Below are 26,405 nucleotides of genomic sequence, written 5' to 3' on the forward strand. Positions count from 1 at the left end.
GTTTTATAGCTGCTGCGGCAGGTGGCCAGCGGGGTGGCCACGTCGAGCGGGCGGCCCAGTTGTGCAGCGCGGGCCAGGGTGCGTGGCACGTCGTACATCACGTCGCCCACAGGGATGATTTTTCTGTCACGGCCTTCCTTCCAGCAGCCAATGACTGGCGCGGTGCAATTCAATGCCTGGCGGCAGGGCGACGGTGGGCGGCACCTGCTGCGCCACCAGCAGGCAGCGGGCCTGGGGCCATTGCTGACGGGCGTCCTGCAGGGCGTGCACTTCGCGTTGCAGCGTGGCGCTGTCGCCCAGGTCCAGGCACACCTGCACCAGCCATTGCTCGCCGCTGGGCAAGGCGGCATGAAAGTCCACCTCGCAACCGGCCGGGGTCAGCACATAGCCCACCTGCGCGCCGCTGCGCAGCAGGGTGTGCAGCACCGCTACCTCCAGTGCGTGGCCGGTATTGGGCTTGCCAGAGCGGTCGAACAACGCGATCAGCCCGGTGTCCACCGGGTACACCTTGCGCGGGTTGACCTGCTGGCGGCGGATGGAGTCGGTGGCCAGCGCCACGCTGTGCAGCAGGAAGGCATCTTCCAGGTGCGCCAGCATCTGGTGCAAGGTGTCCTTGGCCACCGGCACGCCGCGCGAACGCAGGTCGGCATGAAATTTGTTGATGCTGAACGCCCCCGCCGCGTTGCCCAGCAGCTGCTGCACCAGCCAGCGCAACACCTGGGGCTGGCTCAGGTTGTGGCGCTCCATCACGTCGCGCAGCAGCACCCCGTCGACATAGCTGCGCAGCAGCTCGCTGCGGCTGCGGGTGTCCAGGCCTTGCGCCTCGGCAAAGCCGCCGTGTTGCAAATACGCGCCCAGGTCGTGGTCCAGCTGCGACTGTTCGCCCTTGGTCAGGTGGCCAGGGGGTTTGCCGGGCTCGCGGCCGGCGTGGCGCAGCGCTTCGCGAAAGCTGAAGGGGGTGACGGTGGCCTCCAGCGCGCGCCCGCGCATGCTGGTGGCCACCTCGCGCGAGAGCAGCTTGGCCGAGGAGCCGGACAGAAACAGCTCGATGTTCTCGGTATCCAGCAGGCGGCGGGCAAACGGTTCCCAGCCGGGCACGGTCTGAATCTCGTCAAGGAAGAAGGTGCAGTGCCGCTGGTCGCGCCACTCGGGATGCCGGCGGTAATAGGCCTCCACCAGCGCGTCCAGGTCGCTCGCCTGCATGCCGGCCAGACGCTCGTCTTCAAAGCTGATGTACAGCAGCCCCTCGCGCGGGGTGCCCTGGGCGTGGCGGTCGGCCAGCAATTGCCACAAAAAGCTGGTTTTGCCCGCGCGCCGCATGCCGATCACGGCCAGCGCCTTGCCGGGCACGGCGGGCAGCCAGACGTCACGGCGCGTCAGGCCCGGCAGGGGCGCGGCTTGGGCGTCGATGATTTTTTGCAGCAGGAGGAGGGTGTACTGGCTTTCCATGCGGGATGAATTTATATTATTTTGTCCTTTATATAAGGATAAATCGGCGGAGTGATTTCTCTATAAGGATGAGCGCGGCCTGGATGTCAACAGTGACTCCGCTCGTATCCGTCGGCGGTACCAAGAGATTCCAACGCGCGTCAACCAACCCCACCCATTCGGTCTCATCACGCAAGGTCACGCAGGGCACGCGGTCGCTCGGCAGGCAAGACGTCGGACATGTTGGCGTCGAAATACTGGCCGGTATGCATCGGCACCTCAACCAGGCCAGACGCCTTGGCCACCGCGTGCGAGACCAAACTGGCCTTGATGAACTGCGGACGTACGCCCAGAACGGCGAGAATTTTTTTAAGGTATTAGGGATGCTCGTAATCTACTGGGGGCTTGGTCGCGGACTGAATCCGGAAGAGCCTCAACAAGCCACAAACGATGGCCATGCTTATTAGCAAACCAAGCTTGGCGAGATGTGCCAACGAACTTACCAGTTCAAATGAATTCATGAAGGATGCCACACCAAGCAAGGCAATATATGTAAATATCGCAAGAGCGATTCGTCCTAGGCGGATCGGGAGGCGATAGCTTTGCTGGCTTACATAGATCCAAACCCCAAGATAGAACACCGCCGTGATCAGTGTTGAGATTGCGGCGCCCTGGCCTTGTTTTATTGGGATTAGGACTAAGTTAAGGCACAGCGCCACAAAGCCACTCAGTACGGTAATCAACAACTGAGTCACCGTGCGACGCGCAAGAGCCAACCCCGGAAAGAAGACGTACATTTGCGACAGCAAAGTTGCGGGCACCAACCAGGCTACCAGTACAGCACCTGGGAGGTACGCCGGACCCGAAAACCACAAGACCAACTCCTGTGCATACAGCGTCAACCCCAGACTTAACACTAGTGCTGCAGTAGTGAAGCCTTCAAGTAGGCGAACCAGCTGACTCGGGGTTTCGGGAGCTTCATGGTAGCGGTAGACGAGGGGGGTCAATGCCGTCTGAATGCCAACAGTTAACAGTGCGGTGACAGCTGCCACCTTGGACGCCATTGCGTAATAACCCACTTGATCTAAATCAGCATAGGCGTTCAGAATGAAACGATTCACATGAAAACTGCCGAAGGTCGCCAAGCCCGAAGGCGCCAGCGGCATCGAGTAAGCAAGCATGTTGCGCAAATATTTCAGATCGAGTCCCCATTCGAATTGAGTGCGCAAAGCCCAGAGGCTAATCCCAACCGCGCTAGCTGCAGCTAGCGTCTGACCTACAAGCACGCCGGCCACGCCCCACTGGCGGCCGAGGGAGTATCCCAGCATTAGTGTCAACACGCCGTACATAACGCTAATTGCGACGTAACTCAGCGGTCGCATCGACCAACGGAATTGGGCTTGTAACTGTAGGTACAGCGCGTTCCAAGCAATATAAACTAGACCCGCTTGCACGACGTTTGAACGGTCCGTAGTACCATATATCGCCTCTGACAGCGACTCAGAAAACGGTAACGCTACCGCCAAAAAACCCCCATGCATCAAAGCGGTGAAACACACCGCGGTGCCGGCCATCCTGCGCTGCGCTTTAGAGTCTGGCAAGGCTGCCCACTCTCGGGCTAGACCTTGGCCGACCTCTAGGGCAACCACCAGCGTCAGCAGAACCCCTGCCGTCAAAATCAGGTCCAGCGCACCATAGCCGGCAGGCTCCAGGAAGTGCGTGTAAACCGGCGCCGCGAGCAATGCGAGTCCGCGCGACACGATCGCGCCGGCAGCGTAAATACTGCCATCACGCGCGAGTTGCTTGAACATTGGCTGCTGTGGGTTCACGCCGCCCGGCCCAATCGAGAAATGCCCCCGTGAGCGATGGCTTGTCATCAAGGCCCAGAGCATTTTTCCCATAGGCGTCAACCAACTCACGCACCCGACGTCGGCCTTCGGTCTCGTCAAGCCCGCAGCCTTGCAGGTAAGTCGTGGCTGACGGATCGAACCACCATTCGTCCGGTATTTCACCTTTAAGGCAGGAAATCGCCCGGCCCGCCACAGCTTCACATGACCACGAAGATTCTACAAAATTGAGAGCAGCATCGCCCAAAGACCGACGTGCCTCAGTGTCGACTACCAACGCCTCCAACGCCGCTTCAAATTTTTCGGGATCAACAAAGCGACTGGGTGGCATCCGCCAATTGCCGGAAATTAAGTTTTGCGCACGCGCGAGATAGCCTCCCACTAACGCCGGCTTGCCGAGTTGCGCTGCCTCTATGGCCAAACCGGCCATTGGTGTATCGGAAAAAAGTTGATCGACAACCAGATCGCAGCGTCTAATTTCGTCCAGCACTTGAGAATTGCTGAGCCCACTGATCTTTACCCATTCGATTGGGAGCCCTCGAGACGACAAAGAATTTATAATCTGTTCTATTTTTTCAGTTCCCTTTACCTGGGGATTAGAAGGGCTGTGCAGCAACCTAACCTTCGAACCGAGGCAGGCAGCTTTAATTTCGGAAAGTTCGCCTTGCTTTGATCCTGATTTTACCTGACGATCAGAAATTTCACTAGGAAATCCGAACGCAAACCAATTAATGATAGGTCGACGATGAAAATGCGCCGCACCAGGGGAATTGACACATATTATCCCAGCGCTTTCAAAGCGACGAACACGTCGACGAATTTTTTGCGTGAGCCGCTTCATCGTCTTCACATCCGACCAAGCCCAAGCACCGTTGATATACGGTGGTCGAGCATCAGAGCCAACAAACAGAACTATGCAACGCTTACCAAAAAGGCGCATCAAGAAAAGCTCGAAACGCGTATTAGTAATTGTGTTGCCAGACAGAAACACAAATGCCTTATACCGAATCAAGGCAAGTGCAAGAACCGGCCACGCCAAAAATAGATGAACAGCCGCGACTGGCCACGCCAATGCCGATCCGCTTGAGCGCAAGTTGCGCGCAAGTCCTCCGGTGGCGCACCACCAACGAGCGATGATGCTCGTATGTTGAGTAGCTTCGTAGGAAAAAGGATGGCGTGACTCAAACACGCCGTCAACCTCGAAACCCAAATGACGCAAGCCCCGCGTCAAACCATGTCCGATGCCCGCGACCTCAGTTGGACCAATAAAAATCCTCACGTTTCCCCTCAATTCAGGTTTACTGGGATCGTTGAGCCTCCAACTCCGTTTGGAGTTCAGCAAGGAAGGCGGTATTCACGTGACCAATTGGCTGTGCTGGTGCACCAGCGACGATTACCCCGGCCTCCACATCGGCCGTGACGCATGAGCAGGGGAGCACCACTGCACCTTCTCCAATGGTAATTCCCGGGTTCAGGACGGCATGGCCGACGATGTAGCATCTGCTTCCGATGCGCGTGGGTCGCCGAATCACGTGTCTCCCACCAGGGGTATTCGCCCCAAGCATGTTACTCAATATGCTGGTGTGGGTCCAAACATACACCCCAACACCGATCGTCGTGTGATCGCCGATTTCAAGCCCGCCCGAAGCATCAATAAAGGCGTTCTCTCCAATCCAGACATACTCGCCGCAAATTAATTTTTCCGGCATGAGAATCTTTGTCTGCTCACGGACTCGACAACTTGCAGGTAATCCATATAGTTTGGCACGCTCATCGTCAGCAAGTAATTCGGAGAGCCATCTAAGCGCAATGTGCCTACGCAGATTCTCATTTCTTTGGCTTCCTATTCTTGTAGCCAAAACTTCATCAACAAGGGAATCAAAATTCGGCGCAAAGGCTCTCAGCAATCTGTCAAGGTCATTCATTTGAACTATCAGGTTGGTCGGCAGGTGCCTGGCGTTAATAGTAGCGTTTCCAGTAAATTAGCAACTTGCGCCACTTGTTGCGGTCCATAGCTCTCACAGAACGGTAAAGCTAGCCCGTGTTTGAAAAGCTGCGATGCGTGTGTGGTCAATGGTACAGGGCGAACGTCCTTGAACGCTGGCTGCATAGAAAGGCATTGAGCTCCCAAGTTGGCCTCGACGCCTCCCTTGGCCAATTTATCTATTAATGTGGCGCGATCGATTTCTCCGCTTAACACGATCATGAACGTTTGCCAGCTGTGCCCAAGGTGATTGGCCGGAAGAGTCATAAGACCTGCTGAGACCATCGGTGTCAATGCCTTGCGGTAGTCAGCAGAAAGCACGCGCCGCTGATTAATCCAGTGTGGCAGACGCGGGAACTGGGCCAAACCCATTGCTGATTGAATGTCGGTAAGTCTCAGGTTGTAGCCAGGCTCATCAAAGCGTATTCCCTGCGGCTGTCGGACCATGCCATGGTTACGCAAGAGGCGAAGCTTAGCCGCCAAGGCATCATCGTCCGTCGAAAGAATGCCGCCTTCACCGGTGGTCAGTGTCTTGCGCGGATGTAGGGACCAACAGCCAATATCGCCGTGAGTGCCGCAAGCCTTTCCGCGCTCTGTTGCACCGAGGGCACAGGCCGCATCTTCGACTACCTTCAAACCGTGATATCGTACAAGCGGAAGAAGTGCCTCCATGTCTGCCGGATGGCCAAATTCGTGCACGGGGATGAAAGCACGCAATTTTTGTGGGCCGCGCCATGCGTCGATTGCAGCTGCGACGGATTCTGGCGTGACGCAATAGGTCGAAGGGTTAACGTCCACAAAGACAGGATTTGCACCCACCAAGCGAACTACATTGCCAGTCGCTGGAAAAGTAAAGTCTGGAATTAGCACTGCATCCCCTGCCCCGATACCGAGTGCTACAAGCGCGAGATGCAAAGCTGCCGTGCCGGAAGACACGAGGATTGCGTGGCGCACGCCCAGAAATTCTTGTAGCACTGCTTCAAAACGCTGGCCCTGTACGCCATAAACGAGTTGCCCCGACCGCAAAACAGCATTCACTGCCTCGATCACGGACTCGTCAATTGAGGGGATGGACAGCCGAAGCATATAGACATTCCAGTTCAGTTAAGGAAAATCGGCGCCAATCCAGGCAAATTAGACTCGTTAGCTGCGATCCATTTAGCGGTTCGTCGCAAGCCATCTTCGAGTTCGACAGCAGCCGAGAACCCCAGCATTTCCCGTGCCTTTTCGACGTTTGGAATGCGTAAATCGATGTCGGCAGATAAGGCTTGGCGGAACTGCACATTCGATTTGCTCCCCGTTACACGTAACACCGCCTCCGCCAAGCCGTAGATGGTCACAACGGCGCGAGCGTTGCCAATATTGAAGGATTCGCCGATGGCTTTGGGATGCTCTAAGCAGTGTATAACGCCCTCAACCATGTCATCCACAAAACACCAAGCGCGGATCTGAGTGCCGTCTCCGAAGACAAGTAAGTCCTCGTTTTTCAAAGCTTTGCGAATGAAGATGGAAAGTGCACCCTCGCCGGTCTGTCCAGGTCCGTAGACGTTGAACGGCCGCACCGTGACAGTTGGCAAACCATACTGCTTGAAGTAAGCGTGGGCAAGGTGTTCACCGGCTAATTTACTGACTGCATAGGTCCAGCGCGCCTCACCAACCGCGCCGGTCACTGTGCTGGTGGTTTCCTGTACACGAAAGGCGTGGGAGCCGAATACTTCGGAGGTTGAGAACTCCAAAAAGCGCTCAACTCCGCCGATCTGGTGGGCCGCTTCAAGCGTATTGGCCGTTCCCATCATGTTGACGCGCATTGTTGTTACTGGGTTTCGGACTGTACTCTCGATGCCGGCTATCGCAGCAGCATGTACAACAATTTCTGCACCGATCATGGAATTTTTAAGATGGTCGAAATTAAGTACGTCACCTCGAATTTGGCGTACGTTTGGATGATTGGCGTAGGCCGTGTCTTTCAGACTGTCGCGTGTGTAGTTGTCGAATACAACAATACGATTGTGATCCACAAGACGGGCAATCAGAGTACTAGCGATGAAGCCAGCGCCTCCGGTTATAAAAATAGTCTTATTATTAATCATGTTCAATTTTTATATGATTTTCATATCTTGGAAACTCACTTCGCCTCTCACAATTTACGTTCGCATTAATAATACGGAATATTATTCATTTGATTTAAATTTCTGTTCTGCAAGATTTTCTTGTTAAGAAACATTTTTAATTTCGCCACTGTTTTAAGCATAGCGCCAAGTGTTACGATCTACCCATGCACAAAACTTAATATGGCAACGATTTGATGCTCCCCTAAATATGGGTGCATGGGCAGGCTCAGCACCTTCTGTGCCAAGACGTCGCCCACGGGTAGGCGCGCATCGGGATCAGACACGGCGGGTTGCCGATTGAGCGGGATGGGGTAGTGCACTGCGGCGGGAATGGCGGCGGCCTTCAGGCGCTCCTGCACCTGGTCGCGGTTGGCAACCTGAAGGGTGTACTGCGCCCAGGCGCTGGTGTTGTGGAGTTCAATGTGTGGGAGTTGGATGGTGGATGCGCCCTCACCCCTGCTCTCGCCCGCTCGCTGGGGAGGGAGCAGGTCGGCGTAGCGCTGGGCGACTTGCTGGCGTAGCGCGATTTCCTCGTCCAGCACGGCCAGCTTGGGCAGCAGGATGGCCGCCTGCAGGGTGTCCAGGCGGCTGTTGACGCCCACGCGGACGTGGTGATAGCGGCGGTCTTGCCCGTGGCGGGCGATCTGGCGCAGCACGGTGGCGAGTTGGTCGTCGCTGGTGAAGATGGCGCCGCCGTCCCCATAGCAGCCCAGCGGCTTGCTGGGGAAGAAGCTGGTGCAGGCGATGGTGGTCAGGTTGCAGCTTTTTCGGCCCTTGTACGTGGCGCCAAAGCTTTGCGCGGCGTCTTCGATCACCGGGATGCCGTGTTGGGCGGCAATGGCGTTGATGGCGTCGTAGTCGGCGCACTGGCCGTACAGGCTGACGGGGATGATGGCCTTGGTACGCGGGGTGATGACGGCTGCCAGCAGCGCCGGGTCGAGGTTGCAGGTGCGCGGGTCAACGTCCACGTACACGGGCCTGGCGCCCAGCAGGGCCACGGTTTCGGCGGTGGCGATGTAGGTGAAGCCTGGCGTGATGACCTCGTCGCCCGACCCCACGCCCAGCGCCATCAGCGCAATCTGCAGCGCATCCGTGCCGTTGGCGACGCTGATGCAGTGGCGGGCGCCGGTGTAGGCGGCGAGCTTTTCTTCCAGCTCGGCCACTTCGGGGCCCAGGATGTATTGGCCGTGCGCCAGCACGCGGGCGATGCCGGCGTCGATGTCGGCCTTCAGGCGCTGGTATTGGGTCTTGAGGTCGATGAAGTCCACGGGGTTCAGTGCGGTTGCCAAGGGTTGACGAGCGCCAGGCCGTCGATCCCTTCGAAATCCTTGGTGTTGCGGGTGACCAGCGCCATTCCGGCCGCCAGCGCGATCGCCGCAATCTGGGCGTCTTCGGTGTGGATGGGCTGGCCGGCGTGCTGGCGTTGCGCTCGCAGCAGGGCGTAGTGCTCGGCGGCGGCGCTGTCGAAAGTGATGCAACGCCCGAGAAAGTCTTCTTTAAAAATCTGCTGCGCGGCTTGCGCCAGTGTGTCGCGACGCTTGCCGGCCGGCAGCAGGGCGATGCCAGTCAATACTTCAGCTTGGGTGACGGTGCTGGTGTGCAGCAGGCTGGCCGCCTGACCGGCAAACCATTGCAGCACGGCTGGCGCGGGGTTTTCACGCATCAGCTCGGACAGGACGTTGGTGTCGAGCAGGTAAGCGGTGCTGCTCATGGCCTGCCGAAATCGGGCAGCGGGCGCGCGGACTGGCGGGCTTGCAAGGGAATGTCGTCCGCCCCCAGGCCCTTGAAGCGCCGGTTGATGCGCAAGGCAAAGTCCAGGCCATCGACGGCACCCGGCTCGGCGGCCAGGGTGCTTTGCAGAATGTTTCGGACTTCCTGCTCCATGGACAAGCCGTGGCGCGCGGCGCGCAGCCGCAAGCTGGCCTTGAGTTGGTCGTCCAGGTTTCGGATGGTGATGCTGCTCATGGTCGCTTTTTGATGCATTGATTGCGATGCAATCATTGTAGTCAATGATTCATGGGGCAGTGGTCGCCACTTTGTGCAGTATCTGACCATGCAGAACATAACGCGCTCCCGTGTGCCGGCACACCGCCTCGCCTTGACCCTGCGCGGGTAGGTCGAGTTGCTCGCCGAACTCGCTCATCCAGCCGACTTGACGGGCCGGCACGCCGACCATCAGGGCGTAGGCGGGCACGTCCTTGTTGACGACGGCGCCAGCGCCGATGAAGGCGTGCTCGCCAATCGTCACGCCGCAGACCACGGTGCAGTTGGCGCCCAGGGTGGCGCCTTTTTTCACCAGGGTGGCGCGGAATTCGCTCTTGCGCTCGATCAGGGCGCGCGGGTTGTGGACGTTGGTGAAGACCATGCTGGGACCGCAGAACACGCCCTCTTCCAGCGTGACGCCGTCGTACACGCTGACGTTGTTCTGGATCTTGCAGCGGTCGCCGATGACGACCTGGTTGCCGACGAAGACGTTCTGCCCCAGTGACACGCCCCGCCCGATGCGCGCGCCGCCGCACACATGCACGAAGTGCCAGATGCGGCTGCCGTCGCCGATCTGCGCGCCCTCATCGACGATGGCGCCAGGGTGGACGGTGTAGTTGGGCCCCGTCATGCCAGCCGCGCCACGAAGGGATGCACCTCGCCCGCTGCGCCGCGCACCGGCTGAGCGGTGCGGATGACATTGACGGTCTCGATGCAGTGGCGGGCGTCGGCCAGGCCGTAGCCGCGGCCGGCCAGGATTTCGCGGTAGCTGGTGGTGTGCAGCTCGGTGAAGCCTTCGGAAAATTCCAGCTGCTCGCCGCTGATGTCGATGCTGCGGAAGGTGGGCTTCTTGCCCTTGACCGCGTCGGGCAAGTCGTTCGCGTCAATGGACAGGAACCAGCGCACGCGGGCGCGTTCGTATTCGAGGTAGCCGGCGGCCTTGGATTCGCCGCTGTAGTGCACCACGTTGCGCTGCAGCTGGCCGAAGACGAAGTGCAGCATGTCGTAGAAGTGCACGCCGATGTTGGTGGCCACGCCGAAGGATTTACGCGGGTCGCCCTTCCAGCTTTCCATGTACCACTTGCCGCGGCTGGTGATGTAGGTCAGCTCGACGTCGAACTTGCGGTCGGCCGGTGCGGCGGCAACCTTTTCGCGCAGCTTGAGGATGGCGTCGTGGTGGCGCAGCTGCAGGATGTTGTATACGCGCCGGCCGGTCTCTTTTTCAACCAGGGCGAGTTCGTCCAGCAGCTCGGGCGTGGGCACCAGGGGTTTTTCGCAGATGACGTCGGCCCCCAGGCGCAGGCCGGCGGCGATGTGCGGGTGGTGCAGGTAGTTGGGCGAGCAGATGGCGACGTAGTCGAGCGCGGTGGCGGGGTTGCGCTTGAGCTGGTGGGCGTGCTCGTAGAAGTGCTCGAACTCGGTAAAGAACTCGCTTTGGGGCGAGATGCTGTCGATGATGCCGACCGAGTCGTTGATGTCGTAGGCCACGGACAGGCGGTTGCCGGTGTCCTTGATGGCGCGCATGTGGCGCGGGGCGATGTAGCCGGCGGCGCCGATGAGGGCGAAGTTTTTCATGGGTCGCGTTCAGAGGCGGAATACGCTGAAACCTTGGGCTGCGGCCTCGTGCCTGTCGTACAGACTCTTGACATCGGCCAGCACCGGCTTTGGACCACGGCAGTAGCGGCGCAGTTCGGTCGGCGCGAGACAACGATATTCGCGGTGCCCGACGGCGACGACCAGCGCATCGACAGGATGCCCGGCGTCGATCGGTTCGAGTCGAATGTCGTACTCGCGCGCCACCTCGTCGGCATCGGCCCACGGGTCGGCCACGGTAACCTTGGCGCCCCAAGCCTCGAATTCGCGCACCATGTCGACCACCTTGCTGTTGCGGATGTCGGGGCAGTTTTCCTTGAAGGTGATGCCCAGCACACCGATGGTGCAGCGCGGGACGTCCAGGCCGTTCTGCAGCATGCGGCGGATGGTGTTGCGCGCCACGTAGCGCGCCATGTTGTCGTTGATGCGCCGTCCAGCCAGGATGACCTGCGGCAAGTAGCCCACCTGCTCGGCCTTGTGGGTCAGGTAGTACGGGTCGACGCCGATGCAGTGGCCGCCCACCATGCCCGGGCGAAAGGGCAGGAAGTTCCATTTGCTGCCGGCCGCATCGAGCACCTCGAGCGTGTCGATGCCCAGGCGCGCGAAGATGACCGACAGCTCGTTGACCAGGGCGATGTTCAGATCACGCTGGGTGTTCTCGATGACCTTGGCGGCCTCGGCCACCTTGATGGAGCCGGCCTTGTGGGTGCCCGCGGAGATGACCTCGCTGTAAAGCGCATCGACGGCCGCAGCCACCTCGGGCGTGCTGCCGCTGGTGATCTTCTTGATGGTGGTCAGGGTGTTGACCTTGTCGCCGGGGTTGATGCGCTCGGGGCTGTAGCCGCAGAAGAAGTCCTGGTTAAACCTGAGGCCACTGGCACGCTCCAGCTCGGGCACGCAGATCTCCTCGGTGGCACCGGGGTAGACGGTGGACTCGTAGATGACCACGTCGCCCTTTTTCAGCACGGCGCCCACGGTCTGGCTGGCCTTGATGAGGGGTGTGAGGTTGGGCCGGTTGGTCTGATCCACCGGGGTAGGCACGGTGACGATGAAGACCTGGCAGTCCTTCAAGTCGGCCGTCTGGTGGCTGAAGCGCAGGTGGTGGGCGGCGCGCAGCTGCTCGGGGCTGCATTCGAGCGTGTGGTCGTGCCCGCCCTGCAGTTCGGCCACGCGGGCGGAGTTGATGTCGAAGCCCAGCGTGGCGCGCTGCTTGCCGAATTCGACGGCCAGCGGCAGGCCGACGTAGCCCAGGCCGACGACGGCCAAGCGGGAAGCGCTGAAGTTCATGGGTGAAGGATGTTGGGCGACATTCGGTCCAAACGATGGAATCCGCGGGTGGTGCGCGGGGAGAATTGTCGCAGCCTGTGGTGCGCGCCAGATTGGGCAGGCCGCCACCCCCATCATCGCAAACGAAACGAGCCTTCAGCCGCGATCACTGCGTGGCGGGAACTGATCCAGCCAGCGGCGCTACCACGCATCCACAAACCGCCGCCCGCCCGCTGCCACGCGCGCCCCGGCCAGCCCGCGCGCCAGCCAGGCGCGGGTATCAAAGGGGTCGATCACGGCGTCGATCTCCAGCGCGGTGGCCATGTTGATGGCCTCGCCGTGCGCGTACTGGCGCGCCAGCAGCTGGGCAAAGAGGGCGTCGCGCTCGGGGCCTTCGGGGGCGGCCGCCAGCTCCTTGCGAAAGCCCAGGCGCACGTAGCCTTCCAGGCCCATGCCGCCGAATTCGCCGGTGGGCCAGGCGATGGTGAACAGCGGCGCGTGGAAGCTGCCGGCGGTCATGCCCATGGCCCCCAGGCCGTAGCCCTTGCGCAGCACCACGCTGAAGTAGGGCACGCGCAAGGCGGCAGCGGTGACGAACATGCGGCTGACGTGGCGCACCTGGGCGGTCCTTTCCACCTCGGGGCCGACCATGAAGCCGGGCGTGTCGACCAGGCTGACGATGGGCAGCCCATGCGCGTCGCACAGCTGCATGAAGCGCGCGGCCTTGTCGGCGGCGGGCGCGTCGATGGCGCCGCCCAGGTGCAGCGGATTGTTGGCCAGCAGGCCGACCGGGCGGCCTTCGATGCGCCCAAAAGCGGTGTGGATGCCGATGCCGAAGCCGGTGCGCAGCATCAAGAGGCTGCCCTGGTCGACCAGGCCTTCCATGGCGCGGCGGGTGTCGTACACGCGCAGGCGGTTTTCGGGCACCAGCTGGCGCAGGGCGCGCTGGTCGGGTTCGATCCAGTCCTTGACCCGACCCTGGAAAAACGACAGGTAGTGGCGCGCCGCGGCCACCGCCTGCGCCTCATCGTCGACCAGCACGTCGATCACGCCACCCGCGTGCTGCACGGCGCTGGGGCCGATGTCCTCGGGGGCGAACACGCCCAGGCCGCCACCCTCGATCATGGCCGGCCCGCCCATGCCCAGGTTGCTGGCGCGCGTGGCGATGATGACGTCGCTGCAGCCCACCAGCGCGGCGTTGCCGGCAAAGCAGCGCCCGTGCACGATGCCGACCACCGGCACCTGGCCCGACAGCTGCGCATAGGCGGCGAAGGTGTGCATGTGCAGGCCGGCGACAAAGGCGGTGTCGGTGTCGCCCGGTCGCCCGCCACCGCCTTCGGCAAACAGCACCAGGGGCAGTTGCTGGCTCAGCGCCAGGCCCAGCATGCGATCGGTTTTGGCGTGGTTGCGCATGCCCTGGGTGCCGGCCAGCACGGTGGCGTCGTAGGCCATCACCACCGTGCGCGCTTTTTCGGGGCCGAAGATGGCGCCGTTGACACCGCCGATGCCGGTGACCATGCCGTCGGCCGGCGTGTTGGCGATCAGGTCGTCGAGCTTGCGCCGCCGCGTTTGTGCGGCAATGGCCAGCGCGCCGTATTCGATGAAGCTGCCCGCGTCGCACAGGTCCGCGATGTTCTCGCGCGCGCTGCGGCTGCCCTGGGCGTGGCGCCTGGCCATGGCCTCGGGCCGCGCCGCGTCGAGCGTGTGGGCCTGGCGGCCCCGCACGCGCTGCAGGTCGGCGCGGATGTGGTCGGGGTCGTGCGCGGTGGCATCCTCCGCGCGTTGGTGCACCTCACCCGCGATGGGGTCGAGCACCAGCAGGGGCTGGCCTTCGCCCAGATAGCCGCCGGGCACGGCCAGCAGCCGGGACACGCGGCCGGCGTGCGGCGCGGCCAGCACGTGCTCCATCTTCATGGCTTCGAGCACGGCGATTTCGGCGCCCTGGGGCACCTCGTCGCCCACGGCCACGCTCAGCTGCACCAGGCGCGCGGGCATGGGGGCCACGATGGCGTGGGCGGGCACGTCGGCCGCGGGTTTTAAATGATTTTGGCTTGCAGCGCCCGCGGGTTGTGCGCAAACAGCTATTGATTTGGAAGCATCGAGCAACTCGGGCAGCGCCGCCTCCAGCCAGCGCGTATGCAGCTGCTGGCTGGCCATCTCGGGCCGCGCGGCCAGGGCGCGCAGCAGTGGCACGTTGGTCGGCAGGCCCTCGATGCGGAACTCGGCCAGCGCGCGCTGCGAGCGGCGCAGTGCATCGGCAAAGCCGCCGCGCGCGTGCACGATCAGCTTGGCCAGCAGGGTGTCGTAATGCGGCGAGGGCGTGGCGCCGGCAAAGCCGTGGGTGTCGACGCGCACGCCGGGGCCGGCGGGCAGATCGAAGCGCGAAAGCGTGCCGCTGCCGGGCGTGGCCTGGCCCTGGGCGTCCAGCGTCTCGGCGTTGATGCGCCACTGGATCGCAGTGCCCAGCGGGAGCGGCGGCGCGGCGGGGTCGAGCCCGACGGCGCGCAGGCGCTCGCCGGCCGCCAGCCGGATCTGCGCCTGCACCAGGTCGATGCCGAACACCTCCTCGGTGATGGTGTGCTCGACCTGCAGGCGCGGGTTGGCCTCCATGAAGACGAAGGGCAGGTCGCTGGAGGCGGCATCGACCAGGAATTCGAAGGTGCCCAGGCCCTCATAGCGCAGCGCGCTCGCCATCTGCAGCGCGGCGGCGGTCAGCTTGTCACGCAGCGCCTGGGGCAGGCTGGGGCTGGGCGCGATTTCGACCAGTTTCTGAAAGCGCCGCTGCAGCGTGCATTCACGCTCGCCCAGCGCCATCGCGTCCACGCCATCGCCCAGCACCTGCACCTCGATGTGGCGGGCGCCTTCCATCAGGCGCTCGACGTACACGTCGTCCACGCCAAAGGCCGCGCGCGCCTCGCCGCGGCAGCGCTCGTAGGCGGCGGCCAACTCGTCCGCGTTGCGCACCGCGCGCATGCCGCGTCCGCCACCGCCGCTGACGGCCTTCAGCATCACGCCCGCGCCGCCCTGCGCGGCCAGAAAGGCCTGCGCCTCATCCAGCGTGACGGCGCCCGCGCTGCCCGGCAGCAGCGGCACCCCCAGGCGCAGCGCCAGCGCGCGCGCCTGGGCCTTGTCGCCGAACAGCGCCAGCTGCTCGGGCATGGGGCCGATGAAGCGCACGCCGGCCGCCGCGCAGGCGCGCGCGAAGTCGGCGCGCTCGCTGAGGAACCCGTAGCCGGGGTGGATGGCGTCGGCGCCCTGCTCGCGCGCGATGGCCAGCAGGCGCGCGCCGTCCAAGTACGCCGCCGGGCCCGTGGCGCCCAGGGCGACGGCCGTGTCGACGGCTTGCACGTGGGGCGCGTGGGCGTCGTCGTCGGCATAGATCGCCACGCTGGCGATGCCCAGCTCCTGCAGGGCACGCACGATGCGCAGGGCGATTTCGCCGCGGTTGGCGATGAGGATTTTATTAAACATGCGGGGTCTCGCGGCTCATCGCCCGCGCGCTGACGCGCGCCAGGGCGGTTTGCTTCGCCTGGCCTGTGGCCAGAACGCCGCGATTGGCGATGAGGATTTTTTTGAAGGTTGAAGAGCTCACTTGAATCCGCTTCCGTGTGTTGCAACGCCGCCGCCCTCACCCCAACCCTCTCCCAGAGGGAGAGGGGGTAAAACCCACAAGGCCGATCGCCCTCGCCCCTCTGGGGAGAGGGAGGGGTGAGGGGCGGCGGCGCATCCCAACCGATTGGGCTGCTGCAGTCAATCCACATCCTTCAACATCCGCCGCAGCACCTTGCCGGCCCCCGTGGCCGGCAGGGCGTCGATGAAGCGCACGTGGCGCGGCGCCTTGTACAAGGCCATGTTCTCGCGCGACCAGGCGATCAGCGCCTCGGCCGTCACGTCGGCGCCGGGCTTCTTGACGATGAAGGCCTTGACCACCTCGCCCTTGTCCGGGTCGGCCTGCGCGATGACGGCGGCCTGCGCCACCGCCGGGTGCTTGATCAGGATGGTTTCGACCTCCTCGGGGAACACGCTGTAGCCCGAGACCTTGATCATCTCCTTGAAGCGGCCGATGAAGGTCAGGTAGCCCTCGGCGTCGAGCTTGCCCATGTCGCCGGTGTGCACCCAGCCGTTCTTCAGCGTGGCGGCGGTGGCCTCGGGCTTGTTCCAGTAGCCCTTGAAGTTGCCGGGCGACAGCAGGATGATCTCGCCCAGCTCGCCCGTCGGCCGCTCGGCGCCGGTGTCGGGGTCGACGATGCGGATGCGGACGCCGGGCATGGGCTTGCCGTGCGTGCCCCAGCGGATGGCGTGAAAGGGCATGCCGGTGTCCATGGTGTGCGTTTCACTCAGGCCATAAGCCGCCTCGCAGCTGATGCACGCGCCGCCGATGAAGGCCTGCCACTGCTGCGCCAGCGGCTCGGTGAAGGTGATGCCGAAGCTGGTCACCGGGTTGCGCCGCAAGCTCTTCAAATCGTAGCGCTCGGCGCCCGGCACCTGCATGCAGGCGGGGTTCATGGGCGCGATGGAGTACCAGTGCGTGACCCGGTATCGGGCGATGGCCTGCAGCACGGCCAGCGGGTCGAAGCGAAACAGCAGCACCTGCGTGGCGCCCGCCAGCACGGGGGTGTTGACCGCCATCAGCATGCCGGCAATGTGGTAGAGCGGCGCCACCGACAGCGCCACGTCGTCCGCGCCCAGCTCGGCCGTCTGCGCCGTGACCCGTGTCTTGAACAGGGCGTTGCCGTAGCTCAGCATGGCGCCCTTGGGCAGGCCCGTCGTGCCGCTGGTGTAAGTCATCAACGCCACGTCGTCCAGACTCAGATCGACCGGCGCGGGCCGCGCGTCCTGGCGCATCACGGCCTCGAAGTCTTCGCAGCCGGCGGGCATGTGGCGCGGCGCCTGGCGCGCGGCGAGCAGCTCGGCGGGCAAGTCCAGCGTGGGCTGCGCGGGCAGCAGGTCGGCGTAGTGCACCGCGAACACGTGCTGCAGCGTGCTGCCGGGGCGCACCTGCTCCACCACCGGCAGCAGCTCGCTGGCGGCCACGATCACGCGCGCCCGCAGGTCGCCCACCTGGTAGCCCAGCTCGTGCGCCTTGTTCAGCGGCCCGCTGGGGCAGACGATGGCGCCGATCTTCTGGATGCCGTAGTGCGCCACGATGTATTGCGGGCAGTTGTTGAGATACAGCAGCACCGGCTCGCCCTTTTGCACGCCCAGCGCCTGCAGGCGCGCGGCAAAGGCGTCGCTGGCGCGGTCCAGCTCGGCCCACGTGAGGGTGGCGCCGTACCAGATGAGGGCCGGGCGCTCGGGGCGGGTGCGGGCGTGCTGGCGCAGGTGCTCGTGCAGGGGCTGGTCGGGGTTGGGCATGGTGGACGCTCCTTGAAGGGATCGGAGGCATGGTGCCACTTGCCGAAGAGGCGCGTCAGCGTCTGGGCGACAGCCCATAATGCGCGCCACGCGCCATGGCGCACAACAGGAGCGCAAGATGGGAATGCTGGTGCTGGGGCTGATCGTGTTTCTGGGCGTGCATTCGGTGCGCATCTTTGCCGAGGATTGGCGCACGCGCGGCATCGCACGGTGGGGCGAGATGGGCTGGAAGGGGCTGTACTCCGCCCTCTCGCTGATCGGCTTCGCGCTGATCGTGTGGGGCTTTGCGCAGGCGCGCCTGCTGCCGGTGGTGCTGTGGAGCCCGCCGGCCATGCTCAAGCACCTGAATTCGCTGTTCACGCTGGCGGCCTTCATCCTAGTGGCGGCGGCCTATGTGCCGCGCAACCGCATTCGCGCGCGGCTGCACCACCCGATGATCCTGGGCGTGAAGCTGTGGGCCTTCGGCCACCTGCTGGCCACGGGCACGCTGGCCGATCTGGTGCTGTTCGGCGCCTTCTTGCTGTGGGCGGTGCTGGACTTTCGCGCCGCGCGCCGGCGCGACCGGGCGCTGGGCACCGTGTATGCACCGGGCACCATGGGCCCGACCGCGATCGCGGTGCTCGTCGGCGTGGTCGCTTGGGCGGTGTTTGCCTTCTGGCTGCACGCGGCCTGGATCGGGGTGGCGCCGTTTCCGCGCGCCTGAAGCCCCGTTCAGACGGTGTCGCGCTGCTCGAAACCCGCACCCGCTTGGACCGGTGCCGGGCTGACCCGCACCGCGCTCACCTGCGCGCGCGGCGGGCCACGCCGGGCCCAGTCGATCAGCGCTTGCACGGCCTCGGGCGCGCCCTGCGCCACGGCCTCGACGCTGCCGTCCAGCCGGTTGCGCACCCAGCCCGTGAGGCCCAGGCGGCGCGCCTCGTCGATCAGGCTGGCGCGGTAGAACACGCCCTGCACGCGGCCTTCGATGCGCAGGTGGCGGGAAATCGGCTCGGCTTGCATGACACGCCATGATAGGCATGCCGTGGCGCGGGGGCGCACGCGGCCGCCAGCCGCGACAATGGCCGCACCATGCAAGCGCGCGGCCTGGCCCTGCCGGTGATCGACCCCGGACGCTGCACCGGCTGCGGCTGGTGCGTGGCGGTGTGCCCGCCGCACGTGCTGTCGCTGCATCCGCGCGGCGGCGTCAAGATCTCGACACTGGACGATGCCGACGGCTGCACCGGCTGCGCCCTGTGCGCGGTGCGCTGCCCGTTCGACGCCATCGCCATGGTGCGGCGCGAAAAGCGGAGTCCGCTGCCCGATGAAGTATGATTTTGATAGCTGTTTGCGCTTGATCCACGGGCGCCAGAAGCACAATTGACTGAAAATTTCACCATGCCCGAATTCGAAGCCCCCGGCACCCTGGACAGCACCCGCATCGACGACGTGCGCATCGGCGCGGTGCGCCCGCTGATCACCCCCGCGCTGTTGCAGGAATGGCTGCCGGCGCCGCCGGCCGCCAGCGATTTGGTCGAGGCCAGCCGCGCGGCGCTGGCGCGCGTGCTGCACGGGCAGGACGACCGGCTGATCGTGGTGGTCGGCCCCTGCTCGATCCACGACCACGACGAGGCGCTGGACTATGCGCGGCGCCTGCAGGCCGAGGCCGCCGCGCTGGCCGGCGAGCTGATCGTGGTGATGCGCGTGTACTTCGAAAAGCCGCGCACCACCGTGGGCTGGAAGGGCTACATCAACGACCCGCACCTGGACGGCAGCTATGCCATCAACGAAGGCCTGCGCCTGGCCCGGCGCCTGCTGCTGGACGTGCTGGCGCTGGGCCTACCCGTGGGCACCGAGTTTCTCGACCTGCTGAGCCCGCAGTTCATCAGCGACCTGGTGAGCTGGGGCGCGATCGGCGCGCGCACCACCGAAAGCCCCAGTCACCGCCAGCTGGCCAGCGGCCTGAGCTGCCCGGTGGGCTTCAAGAACGGCACCGACGGCGGCGTGAAGGTGGCGGCCGACGCCATCGTCGCCGCCGAGGCGCCGCACGCCTTTCTGGGCCTGACCAAGATGGGCCAGGCCGCCGTGTTCGAGACGCGCGGCAACCCCGACTGCCACGTCATCCTGCGCGGCGGCAAGCAGCCCAATTATTCAAAGGCCGACGTGGACGCGGCCTGCGCCTTGCTGAAGGCCGCCAGGCTGCGCGAGCAGGTGATGATCGACTGCTCGCACGCCAACTCCAGCAAGCAGCATCAAAGGCAGATCGAGGTGGCGCGCGACATCGCCGCGCAGCTGGCGGCGGGCGACGCGCGCATCGTGGGCGTGATGATCGAAAGCAACCTGCAGGAGGGGCGGCAGGACTTGGTAGCGGGCCAGCCGCTCAAGCCCGGAGTGTCGGTGACGGACGCCTGCATCGGCTTCGAGCAGACGGTGCCGGTGCTGCACGCGCTGGCCGACGCGGTGCGGTCGCGGCGCGCCAGGACCCGCTGATTACTCTTGTTTTTATAGCTGTCCGCGCTTGCCCCATGCGCGCCAGCGGCAAAAAGTTCTTAAAAACAGTAGCGGCGGCCAACACCATTCGAAGTGCATGAAACCGAAAGAGCCGAGGGGCCGCGGAGCAGGCCATGCCAGCAATCGCCGTGGCCGGGGTTTCCCCGGTCACTGGCGATGCCCCCTTCGAGGGGGGATGCCGAAACATCGCGCAGCGAGTGGAGCAACGGGGGTGGGGCTGACTTCAGCGACGACGGCGCTGCGGGTTGCCACCGGTGGGCGGCGGGCCGCGGCGCTCCAGGTGGCGGAAGCTGATGCGGCCCTTGCTCAGGTCGTAGGGCGAGAGCTCCAGCGTCACGCGGTCGCCGGCCAGAATGCGGATGTGGTTCTTGCGCATCTTGCCGGCCGAATAGGCCACCAGTTCGTGGCCGTTGTCCAGCGTGACGCGAAAGCGCGTGTCGGGCAGCACCTCGTTGACGATGCCCTGCATTTCAATCAGTTCTTCCTTGGCCATGTGAATGCTCCTTGTGCGTCCGTGCATTGGGGTTTGCGGGCTGCGGTGTGCGCTGCAGTGGGTGGTTTGCTGCAACTCCCGATGACGGCGAAGGCATGGCGCCAACGACTGACCCCCAGTCGGTTGAACCGGGCATTTTAACGCGCGCGGGGCGTTTTCGCCATCGCACGGCGCCCGCCGGGGCGGGGGCGGTGGTGCCGACGCGGCGGCGGACGGTGGTTGGAAAATGTCAAGTTAGTGTGCATTCACACCGTTACAAGGCCAACACCAGCGCCGTTGTTGTAACAGCGAATGGCGGCAAACTGGGGCTCATGTTCAACCGACCGAAAGGAATCCCGACATGAGCAAGCCACTCGCCCGCACCGCCGCCGCCGTCGTCATGACCACCGCGATGGCCTGGAACCTGCCGGCATCGGCCCAGACACCGGCACCCAGCCGGCCGGCGGCGACCAGCACGCGCAGCGCCGCGGCGCCGGCCGTCCCCGCCAGCGCACCGGCGTCGGCGCCCAAGGCGGCGCAAAGCAGCTTCGGGCCGAGCAGCGGCCCGGCATCCAAGCCGCGCCCCTGACCCGGGGCGCCCGCGCCCCTTCAACGCCGCGCCTTGGGCGCGGCGTTGTTGCGCTCGGTCAGCACCTTGTGCGACGAGCGCTCGCCCGGCGCCGCCGCAGGCTTGGGCAGCGGCGCGCAGCCACCCTGGGCACTTTCGCCGCGCAGGGTGGACAGGCGGGTGGAGATCCCGTCGATCACCGGCGGCGGCAGCGGCTGCTGAAACTCGTAGCCCAGGCGCTCGATCTCGGCCGTCAGGTAATGGCAGGTGGCGTCGTGCAGACTGGGATCGTCGCCGGCCCAGCGGATGGCCGCGGCGGCGGGCGGGCGCTGGTCCGCGGCGGGCGGCGCGGCTTCGGGCCGGCTGCCGCTGGGGCAGGCCTGGTTGGTCAGCACCATCTGGCCATCCGGGCGCAGGCAGCGGTGCACGGCCTCGCCGGTGACGGCGGGGGCGATCGGTTCGGCCTCGGCGTTGGGCGTGGCGGTCGGGGCGGTCGGCACCAGGCTGGCCTGCGGCTCGGCCAGCGCCGGGGTCTCCTGCCGCGCCAGGGCATGGCGCTGCGCCACGTAGCCCTGCAGCCACTGGTAGGCCTTCAGCCCGAACAGCAGCAGCCCCAGGGCCACCAGCACGGCGATCCAGCGCGGCCAGCCGGTTTCGCGGGCGGGCTCGGGCGGGCGCCGGGGCGCTTCGGTGGCGATGGGGGAATCGGATGACATGACCGGGTTTCAGGCGCGCTGGATGCCCATGATACGGTCATGACGGCGGCGAAGCTTACCGGGGTCGGCGCCGCTGCACGGGCCCACGCGGCGCCTGGTGCGGCCGGTCCGGGCCCGAGGCATCTCAACCCGTCTGCACGCTGAGTTTGCCGGGCCGGTCGGCCTTCTCGGGCAGCTCGATCTTGACCTCCAGCACCTCCAGGTCGTCCTGGCGCTCCAGGTTGACCTTGATGTCCTTGGGATCGATCTTGATGTACTTGCCGATGACGGCGATCAGCTCGCGCTGCAGCTCGGGCAGGTAGTCGGGCTCGGCCGCGTTGCGCCCCACGCGCTCGTGCGCCAGGATGATCTGCAGGCGCTCCTTGGCGACGCTGGCGGTCTTTTTCTTCTCGCCGAGAAAAAAGGACAGGAAGGACATCGCTCAGCGCCCCCCGAACAGGCGCTTGAAGAAGCCGGGCTTCTCGGCCTCGACGTAGCGCATGGGCTTGTCGGCGCCCAGAAAGCGCTCGATGACGTCGGAATAGGCGCCGGCCACGTCGGTGCCCTTCAGGTGCACGGCGGGCAGGCCCTGGTTGGAGGCCTGCAGCACCGCCTCGCTCTCGGGGATGACGCCGATCAGCTTGATGCGCAGGATGTCCTGGATGTCCTCCAGGCTCAGCATCTGGCCGTCGGCCACGCGGCTGGGGTTGTAGCGCGTGATCAGCAGGTGCTCCTTGACGGGCTCCTTGCCGTCGATGGCGCGCTGCGTCTTGCTGCCCAGCATGCCCAGGATGCGGTCGGAGTCGCGCACGCTGGAGACCTCGGGGTTGGTCACCACCAGCGCCTCGTCGGCGTAGTGCATGGCCATCAGCGCGCCCGACTCGATGCCGGCGGGCGAGTCGCACACGATGTACTCGAAGTCCATCCCGGCCAGCTCGTCCAGCACCTTCTTCACGCCCTCTTGCGTCAGCGCTTCCTTGTCGCGCGTCTGGCTGGCGGCCAGCACGTAGAGGTTCTCGCAGTTCTTGTCCTTGATCAGCGCCTGCGCGAGGTTGGCCTCGCCCTGGATGACGTTGATCAGGTCGTACACCACGCGCCGCTCGCAGCCCATGATGAGGTCGAGATTGCGCAGGCCGACGTCGAAGTCGATTACGGCGGTCTTGTGGCCGGCCAGCGCCAGGCCCGAGGCGAAGGCGGCGCTGGTGGTGGTCTTGCCCACCCCGCCCTTGCCGGAAGTCACGACGACGATTCTTGCCATGTCGAAAGCAGCCTTGGTTTGTGCTGAAACGGTTGAAGGGAAACTCGGTCGTCAAAAACAGCCGAACGCAGAGGACGCAAGGGATTCGCGGAAGGCGCGGAAAAAGTCGAACCGATTGCTTTAAAAACTATAGCACACAGCGCCCCTATTGGGAGCGCTGGAAGTCAATTTGATTGAAAAATTGAATCCTTTTGCGTCTTTTGCGTGATCTTCGCGTCCTCTGCGTCCGGCTGTTTCAGTCGGTGATGGGCTCGAAGATCAGCGTGTCGCCCGCCTCGCTGCTGCGCAGCGACACCGTGGCCGCGTGGCCCCACACCGATTCGGGCAGCGGCTCGTCGCTGGTGCGGTACACGCCGGCCACCGACACCAGCTCGGGCTGCATGGCGCGCGCGAAGATGCAGGCCTCGGCCCAGCCGCGCGCGCCGGCGATGGCGCGCCCGCGCAGCGGCGCGTAGACGTGGATGTGGCCGTCGGCAATCACCTCGGCGCCGGGGTTGACCATGGCGCGCAGCACCAGGTCGCGCCCGCGCGCATACACCTGCTGGCCCGAGCGCAGCGGCTTGTCGATCACCAGCGCGCCGGGGGCGGGCAGATCGGCCGGCGCGCTCGAGGCGGGCGCGGAGGCCTGCGGCAGGCGCATGTCGGGCGCATCCGGCAGGCCGGCCGCGGTGGCGGCGGCCCGCTGCGCCGCGCTGCCGGCGCGCACGCCGATGGGCTTGAGGCGATGCGTGCGCAGCAGCGCCGTCAGGCGCGCGAAATCCAGCGGCGCCTCGGCGCTGTCGGCCGGCAGGGCCGACAGATCCACCACCAGCAGGTCGTCGGCAAAAAAATCCGGCATGTCGCCGTAGTGCGCCTGCAGCTCCTGCGCCAGGGCGTCCAGGTCGACCGACTTCAGGCGCAGCGCCAGCAGCGGCAGGCTGGCGCTCTTGATCTCGAAGGTGGCGGGGCTGCGGCCGGCAAGGGCAACGGACATGGGATGAGCGAGAGGTGATATCGCCGCTGCGCGCCGAGCGCCTGACTGGGACGGCGGCGGGGCAAAAGCGGACCGATCTTACCAGCGGCCCTCGGGGTGCCGAAGGCGTTTGTTTTTGAAATGAGATGCCGGTGCGGCGCGAGGTGAAAAAGCGAAATGGGCGGTTCCCGGCTGTTCCCTGATGGACTGGTATTTCAGATTGGTAGTCGTAGTAGAAGCCCTGCCGATTGGGGATGAAACTGGGTTTGTCCTTGATGGACAATGACTTGCCTGCCTTGGCGCCTTGTGCAAAAGCCTCGCTGGCGATGCATTGGCGACGGGGACAAGTCCCTGGTTTTCGACCGATCTGTGGACAAGATCGGCATTGCTCAGGCGATATACACAGTTTGTGCATAAGTCGTTTCGGCCCGGGCGATACGGGTCGGGCACGAAAAAGCCCGCCGGCTTTGAAGGCCGGCGGGCGCCTGGAGGGGAGATACCGGCGCGATCAGCGGTGCATGCCGCGTTCCCCGTGCATGCGCGGACCATGGCCATAGCCGTCACCACGGCGCAGGCTTTGCTGGTCATACACCTTCTGCTGCTCGGGCGTCAGCTGGGCGTAGAAGGACTTGACGGCGTCCAGGCGCTGGTTCATCAACTGTTGGCGCTCGGCCTGCACGGCCTGCATGCGCTCGATGCGTTGCGGCGTGGTCAGCTGTGCCATCTCGGCGCGGTCCATGCGCGCGGGGCGTTGCGCCGGCGGCTGCATGGCGGCGGTGTAGGTGCTCCAGGCGCCTTCCTGCGCCGGGCTCAGCTTGAGCGCGGCCTTCAGCTGCTCCTGGCGCTGCGCGCGGCGCTCGGCCCAGCGCTGGGCGCGGGTGCCGTCGGACTGCGTGGCCTGGGCCGTGGCGGCCGGGCCGGTGGCCGGGGCGGGTGCGGTTTGCGCCAGCGACCAGGTGCTGGCGGCGGCCAGCAGGGTGGCGAGCAGGATGGGATGGGTGCGGGTCATGGCAGGTTTCCTTTGCACAAAGTCCAGAGGCGTTGATGCGAAGGCCGATGCGCGCCTCGGAGACGTCACCGGCTTGCAGGCAAGTCTGGCGCGCCGCTGTTTCGGGCCCATCGCCGGCCGGTATGGCTTGCGTAAAGTTGGGCGCTGGCCAGGTCAGCGGCCGCCCGACAAATCGTCCAGGATGGGGCACTCGGGGCGCGCATCGCCGTGGCAGTGCTGAACCAAATTTTGTAGCGTGCGGCGCATGTCTTGCATGGCCTGGATGCGTTTTTCAAGCTCGGCCACGTGCGCGTTGGCGATCTGCTTGACGCTGGCCGAGGCGCGGCCCTGGTCGTGCCACAGGCTGACCAGCTCGGCGATCTCGGCCATGGAAAAGCCCAGGTCGCGCGCGCGCTTGATGAAGCGCAGCGTGTGCACGTCGGCGGCGCGGTACTGGCGATAGCCGCTGTCGGTGCGCGCCACCGCGCCCAGCAGGCCCAGCGACTCGTAGTGGCGCACCATCTTGGCCGACACGCCCGAGGCGCGCGCGGCCTGGCCGATGTTGATGGGGCCGGTATCAAGGCCCCCACGCTCCACGGCTGCGCCTGTTGCGCTGCCCCCCGAGGGGGTCTTCGCGCCTTCGGGCGGCCGTGCGGCGCTCAAGGAGTCACGACGCTCGGCCGCGGTGCGAAACGCGTGCGTGCTCATGCCGCGACTTCGTAGCCTTCCTCGCGGATGGCGGCGGCCAGGGCCTCGCGCGGCTGCTGGCTGCCCTGCACCTGCACGCGCTGCTGGCTGCGGTCGATCTGCACCTGGGCGGCGGGGTCGACCTGCGCCAGCGCGCGCTTGATGGCGGCCTCGCAGTGGCCGCAGGTCATGCCGGTGACGGTGAAGGTTTGATCCATGGTGAAAGCTCCAAAAAAGGGGTTGAAGCCTGCATCTTGAAGCTTGACACGGTGGGAATGTCAAGGGCTGGTGTCAAGCGTTTGACGCGCGCTCAGGCGTGCCGGGGGCCGAACACGATGATCAGCATGCCCAGCAGCGAGACCGATACGCCGATCCAGTCGGTGAGCGAGGGGCGAATGGACTCGACCGCCCAGAGCCAGACGATGGCGACCCCGATGTAGACACCGCCATAGGCCGCATAGGTTCGGCCAGCCGCCTGGGGGTGCAGGCTCAGCAGCCAGGCAAAGGCCGCCAGACTGGCGGCGGCCGGAAGCAGCAGCCACGCGCTGCGGCCCTGCTTGAGCCACAGGTAGGGCAGGTAGCAGCCGATGATTTCGGCCAGGGCCGTCACGATGAACAGGCCAAGCACTTTCAGGATGTCCACGAGCTGTCCTCCACGGGTCGGCGATCAGGCATGCCGCCCCAAACGTTCGATGGCGTCCCTGTGGGACAGACACGCCGAAAAATCCGGG

At 64.8% G+C, this 26,405-nt stretch carries 28 protein-coding genes; 4 read left to right on the forward strand and 24 right to left on the reverse strand.

Annotated elements, in window-relative coordinates; translation table 11 throughout:
- Positions 1 to 126: 126 nt before the first annotated feature.
- The 14 genes from ACWHMB_RS00575 to ACWHMB_RS00640 all read right to left on the reverse strand — a co-directional run bounded on the left by ACWHMB_RS00575 (position 127) and on the right by ACWHMB_RS00640 (position 17,567).
- Positions 127 to 1,449 carry an ATP-binding protein gene (locus tag ACWHMB_RS00575; RefSeq protein ID WP_377483608.1) on the reverse strand — a complete coding sequence of 441 codons (1,323 nt, stop codon included), beginning with the start codon at positions 1,447 to 1,449 and terminating at the stop codon, positions 127 to 129.
- Positions 1,450 to 1,805: 356 nt separating this feature from the next.
- The gene (locus ACWHMB_RS00580) at positions 1,806 to 3,239 is read right to left on the reverse strand and encodes a lipopolysaccharide biosynthesis protein (RefSeq protein WP_377483610.1); all 1,434 of its coding nucleotides are present in this window, start codon (positions 3,237 to 3,239) and stop codon (positions 1,806 to 1,808) included.
- Positions 3,217 to 4,554: a glycosyltransferase gene (locus tag ACWHMB_RS00585; RefSeq protein WP_377483613.1), complete on the reverse strand. Its 1,338-nt coding sequence runs from the start codon at positions 4,552 to 4,554 to the stop codon at positions 3,217 to 3,219. The genes ACWHMB_RS00580 and ACWHMB_RS00585 overlap by 23 nt, the downstream gene beginning before the upstream one ends.
- A gap of 19 nt (positions 4,555 to 4,573) precedes the next feature.
- Positions 4,574 to 5,200: an acyltransferase gene (locus ACWHMB_RS00590; RefSeq protein ID WP_377483615.1), complete on the reverse strand. Its 627-nt coding sequence runs from the start codon at positions 5,198 to 5,200 to the stop codon at positions 4,574 to 4,576.
- A gap of 8 nt (positions 5,201 to 5,208) precedes the next feature.
- Positions 5,209 to 6,345: a DegT/DnrJ/EryC1/StrS family aminotransferase gene (locus ACWHMB_RS00595; RefSeq protein ID WP_377483617.1), complete on the reverse strand. Its 1,137-nt coding sequence runs from the start codon at positions 6,343 to 6,345 to the stop codon at positions 5,209 to 5,211.
- A 14-nt stretch (positions 6,346 to 6,359) separates the two neighbouring features.
- Positions 6,360 to 7,349: an NAD-dependent epimerase/dehydratase family protein gene (locus tag ACWHMB_RS00600; protein WP_377483619.1), complete on the reverse strand. Its 990-nt coding sequence runs from the start codon at positions 7,347 to 7,349 to the stop codon at positions 6,360 to 6,362.
- A 179-nt stretch (positions 7,350 to 7,528) separates the two neighbouring features.
- Positions 7,529 to 8,638, reverse strand: a complete 1,110-nt coding sequence (locus ACWHMB_RS00605; RefSeq protein ID WP_377483694.1) for a DegT/DnrJ/EryC1/StrS family aminotransferase — start codon at positions 8,636 to 8,638, stop codon at positions 7,529 to 7,531.
- A gap of 5 nt (positions 8,639 to 8,643) precedes the next feature.
- Positions 8,644 to 9,081 (reverse strand): type II toxin-antitoxin system VapC family toxin, encoded by a 438-nt coding sequence (locus tag ACWHMB_RS00610; RefSeq protein WP_377483621.1) that lies wholly within the window; start codon positions 9,079 to 9,081, stop codon positions 8,644 to 8,646.
- The gene (locus ACWHMB_RS00615; RefSeq protein ID WP_293224593.1) at positions 9,078 to 9,335 is read right to left on the reverse strand and encodes a FitA-like ribbon-helix-helix domain-containing protein; all 258 of its coding nucleotides are present in this window, start codon (positions 9,333 to 9,335) and stop codon (positions 9,078 to 9,080) included. The genes ACWHMB_RS00610 and ACWHMB_RS00615 overlap by 4 nt, the downstream gene beginning before the upstream one ends.
- A 49-nt stretch (positions 9,336 to 9,384) precedes the next feature.
- Positions 9,385 to 9,984, reverse strand: a complete 600-nt coding sequence (gene wbpD / locus ACWHMB_RS00620; protein WP_293224595.1) for a UDP-2-acetamido-3-amino-2,3-dideoxy-D-glucuronate N-acetyltransferase — start codon at positions 9,982 to 9,984, stop codon at positions 9,385 to 9,387.
- Positions 9,981 to 10,928 carry a Gfo/Idh/MocA family oxidoreductase gene (locus tag ACWHMB_RS00625; RefSeq protein WP_377483623.1) on the reverse strand — a complete coding sequence of 316 codons (948 nt, stop codon included), beginning with the start codon at positions 10,926 to 10,928 and terminating at the stop codon, positions 9,981 to 9,983. Before ACWHMB_RS00625 ends, wbpD begins: the two co-directional genes overlap by 4 nt.
- A 9-nt stretch (positions 10,929 to 10,937) precedes the next feature.
- Entirely contained in the window at positions 10,938 to 12,233 is a 1,296-nt protein-coding gene (locus ACWHMB_RS00630; protein WP_377483626.1) for a nucleotide sugar dehydrogenase, read from the reverse strand.
- A gap of 180 nt (positions 12,234 to 12,413) precedes the next feature.
- The gene (locus tag ACWHMB_RS00635) at positions 12,414 to 15,683 is read right to left on the reverse strand and encodes a carboxyl transferase domain-containing protein (RefSeq protein WP_377483629.1); all 3,270 of its coding nucleotides are present in this window, start codon (positions 15,681 to 15,683) and stop codon (positions 12,414 to 12,416) included.
- 279 nt (positions 15,684 to 15,962) lie between these two features.
- Positions 15,963 to 17,567, reverse strand: coding sequence for an AMP-binding protein (locus tag ACWHMB_RS00640; protein ID WP_377483631.1), 1,605 nt, complete (start codon positions 17,565 to 17,567; stop codon positions 15,963 to 15,965).
- A 118-nt stretch (positions 17,568 to 17,685) separates the two neighbouring features.
- Here ACWHMB_RS00640 and ACWHMB_RS00645 point away from each other — a divergent pair, with 118 nt between their 5' ends.
- A complete protein-coding gene (locus tag ACWHMB_RS00645; RefSeq protein WP_377483633.1) occupies positions 17,686 to 18,270 on the forward strand; it encodes an NnrU family protein in 585 nt (194 codons plus the stop codon).
- 8 nt (positions 18,271 to 18,278) lie between these two features.
- Here ACWHMB_RS00645 and ACWHMB_RS00650 read toward each other — a convergent pair whose 3' ends face one another.
- Entirely contained in the window at positions 18,279 to 18,566 is a 288-nt protein-coding gene (locus ACWHMB_RS00650) for an acylphosphatase (protein WP_377483635.1), read from the reverse strand.
- A 69-nt stretch (positions 18,567 to 18,635) separates the two neighbouring features.
- Here ACWHMB_RS00650 and ACWHMB_RS00655 point away from each other — a divergent pair, with 69 nt between their 5' ends.
- Together ACWHMB_RS00655 and ACWHMB_RS00660 are read left to right on the forward strand one after the other, a co-directional pair.
- Complete coding sequence (locus tag ACWHMB_RS00655) at positions 18,636 to 18,878, forward strand: 4Fe-4S binding protein (RefSeq protein ID WP_377483637.1); 243 nt, start codon at positions 18,636 to 18,638, stop codon at positions 18,876 to 18,878.
- A 63-nt stretch (positions 18,879 to 18,941) separates the two neighbouring features.
- Entirely contained in the window at positions 18,942 to 20,033 is a 1,092-nt protein-coding gene (locus ACWHMB_RS00660) for a 3-deoxy-7-phosphoheptulonate synthase (RefSeq protein ID WP_377483639.1), read from the forward strand.
- Positions 20,034 to 20,277: 244 nt separating this feature from the next.
- Here ACWHMB_RS00660 and infA read toward each other — a convergent pair whose 3' ends face one another.
- The gene (infA, locus tag ACWHMB_RS00665; RefSeq protein ID WP_377483641.1) at positions 20,278 to 20,547 is read right to left on the reverse strand and encodes a translation initiation factor IF-1; all 270 of its coding nucleotides are present in this window, start codon (positions 20,545 to 20,547) and stop codon (positions 20,278 to 20,280) included.
- A gap of 340 nt (positions 20,548 to 20,887) precedes the next feature.
- On the opposite strand from infA, the gene ACWHMB_RS00670 reads away from it, so the two are divergent.
- Entirely contained in the window at positions 20,888 to 21,115 is a 228-nt protein-coding gene (locus ACWHMB_RS00670) for a hypothetical protein (protein ID WP_377483643.1), read from the forward strand.
- A gap of 20 nt (positions 21,116 to 21,135) precedes the next feature.
- On the opposite strand, the gene ACWHMB_RS00675 is transcribed toward ACWHMB_RS00670, so the two are convergent.
- From ACWHMB_RS00675 to ACWHMB_RS00710, 8 genes are all read right to left on the reverse strand, one after another.
- Positions 21,136 to 21,810: a hypothetical protein gene (locus tag ACWHMB_RS00675; RefSeq protein WP_377483645.1), complete on the reverse strand. Its 675-nt coding sequence runs from the start codon at positions 21,808 to 21,810 to the stop codon at positions 21,136 to 21,138.
- Positions 21,811 to 21,934: 124 nt separating this feature from the next.
- Complete coding sequence (minE, locus tag ACWHMB_RS00680; RefSeq protein WP_377483647.1) at positions 21,935 to 22,228, reverse strand: cell division topological specificity factor MinE; 294 nt, start codon at positions 22,226 to 22,228, stop codon at positions 21,935 to 21,937.
- 3 nt (positions 22,229 to 22,231) lie between these two features.
- Positions 22,232 to 23,047: a septum site-determining protein MinD gene (gene minD, locus ACWHMB_RS00685; protein WP_447648407.1), complete on the reverse strand. Its 816-nt coding sequence runs from the start codon at positions 23,045 to 23,047 to the stop codon at positions 22,232 to 22,234.
- A gap of 235 nt (positions 23,048 to 23,282) precedes the next feature.
- Complete coding sequence (gene minC, locus ACWHMB_RS00690; RefSeq protein WP_377483652.1) at positions 23,283 to 24,020, reverse strand: septum site-determining protein MinC; 738 nt, start codon at positions 24,018 to 24,020, stop codon at positions 23,283 to 23,285.
- A gap of 487 nt (positions 24,021 to 24,507) precedes the next feature.
- Positions 24,508 to 25,008 (reverse strand): Spy/CpxP family protein refolding chaperone, encoded by a 501-nt coding sequence (locus ACWHMB_RS00695; protein ID WP_377483654.1) that lies wholly within the window; start codon positions 25,006 to 25,008, stop codon positions 24,508 to 24,510.
- 153 nt (positions 25,009 to 25,161) lie between these two features.
- A complete protein-coding gene (gene cueR, locus ACWHMB_RS00700) occupies positions 25,162 to 25,584 on the reverse strand; it encodes a Cu(I)-responsive transcriptional regulator (RefSeq protein ID WP_377483696.1) in 423 nt (140 codons plus the stop codon).
- Positions 25,585 to 25,691: 107 nt separating this feature from the next.
- A complete protein-coding gene (locus ACWHMB_RS00705; RefSeq protein WP_377483656.1) occupies positions 25,692 to 25,892 on the reverse strand; it encodes a heavy-metal-associated domain-containing protein in 201 nt (66 codons plus the stop codon).
- 92 nt (positions 25,893 to 25,984) lie between these two features.
- Positions 25,985 to 26,317 (reverse strand): YnfA family protein, encoded by a 333-nt coding sequence (locus ACWHMB_RS00710; RefSeq protein ID WP_377483658.1) that lies wholly within the window; start codon positions 26,315 to 26,317, stop codon positions 25,985 to 25,987.
- Positions 26,318 to 26,405: the final 88 nt, after the last annotated feature.

This window comes from Ottowia pentelensis (assembly GCF_964341695.1).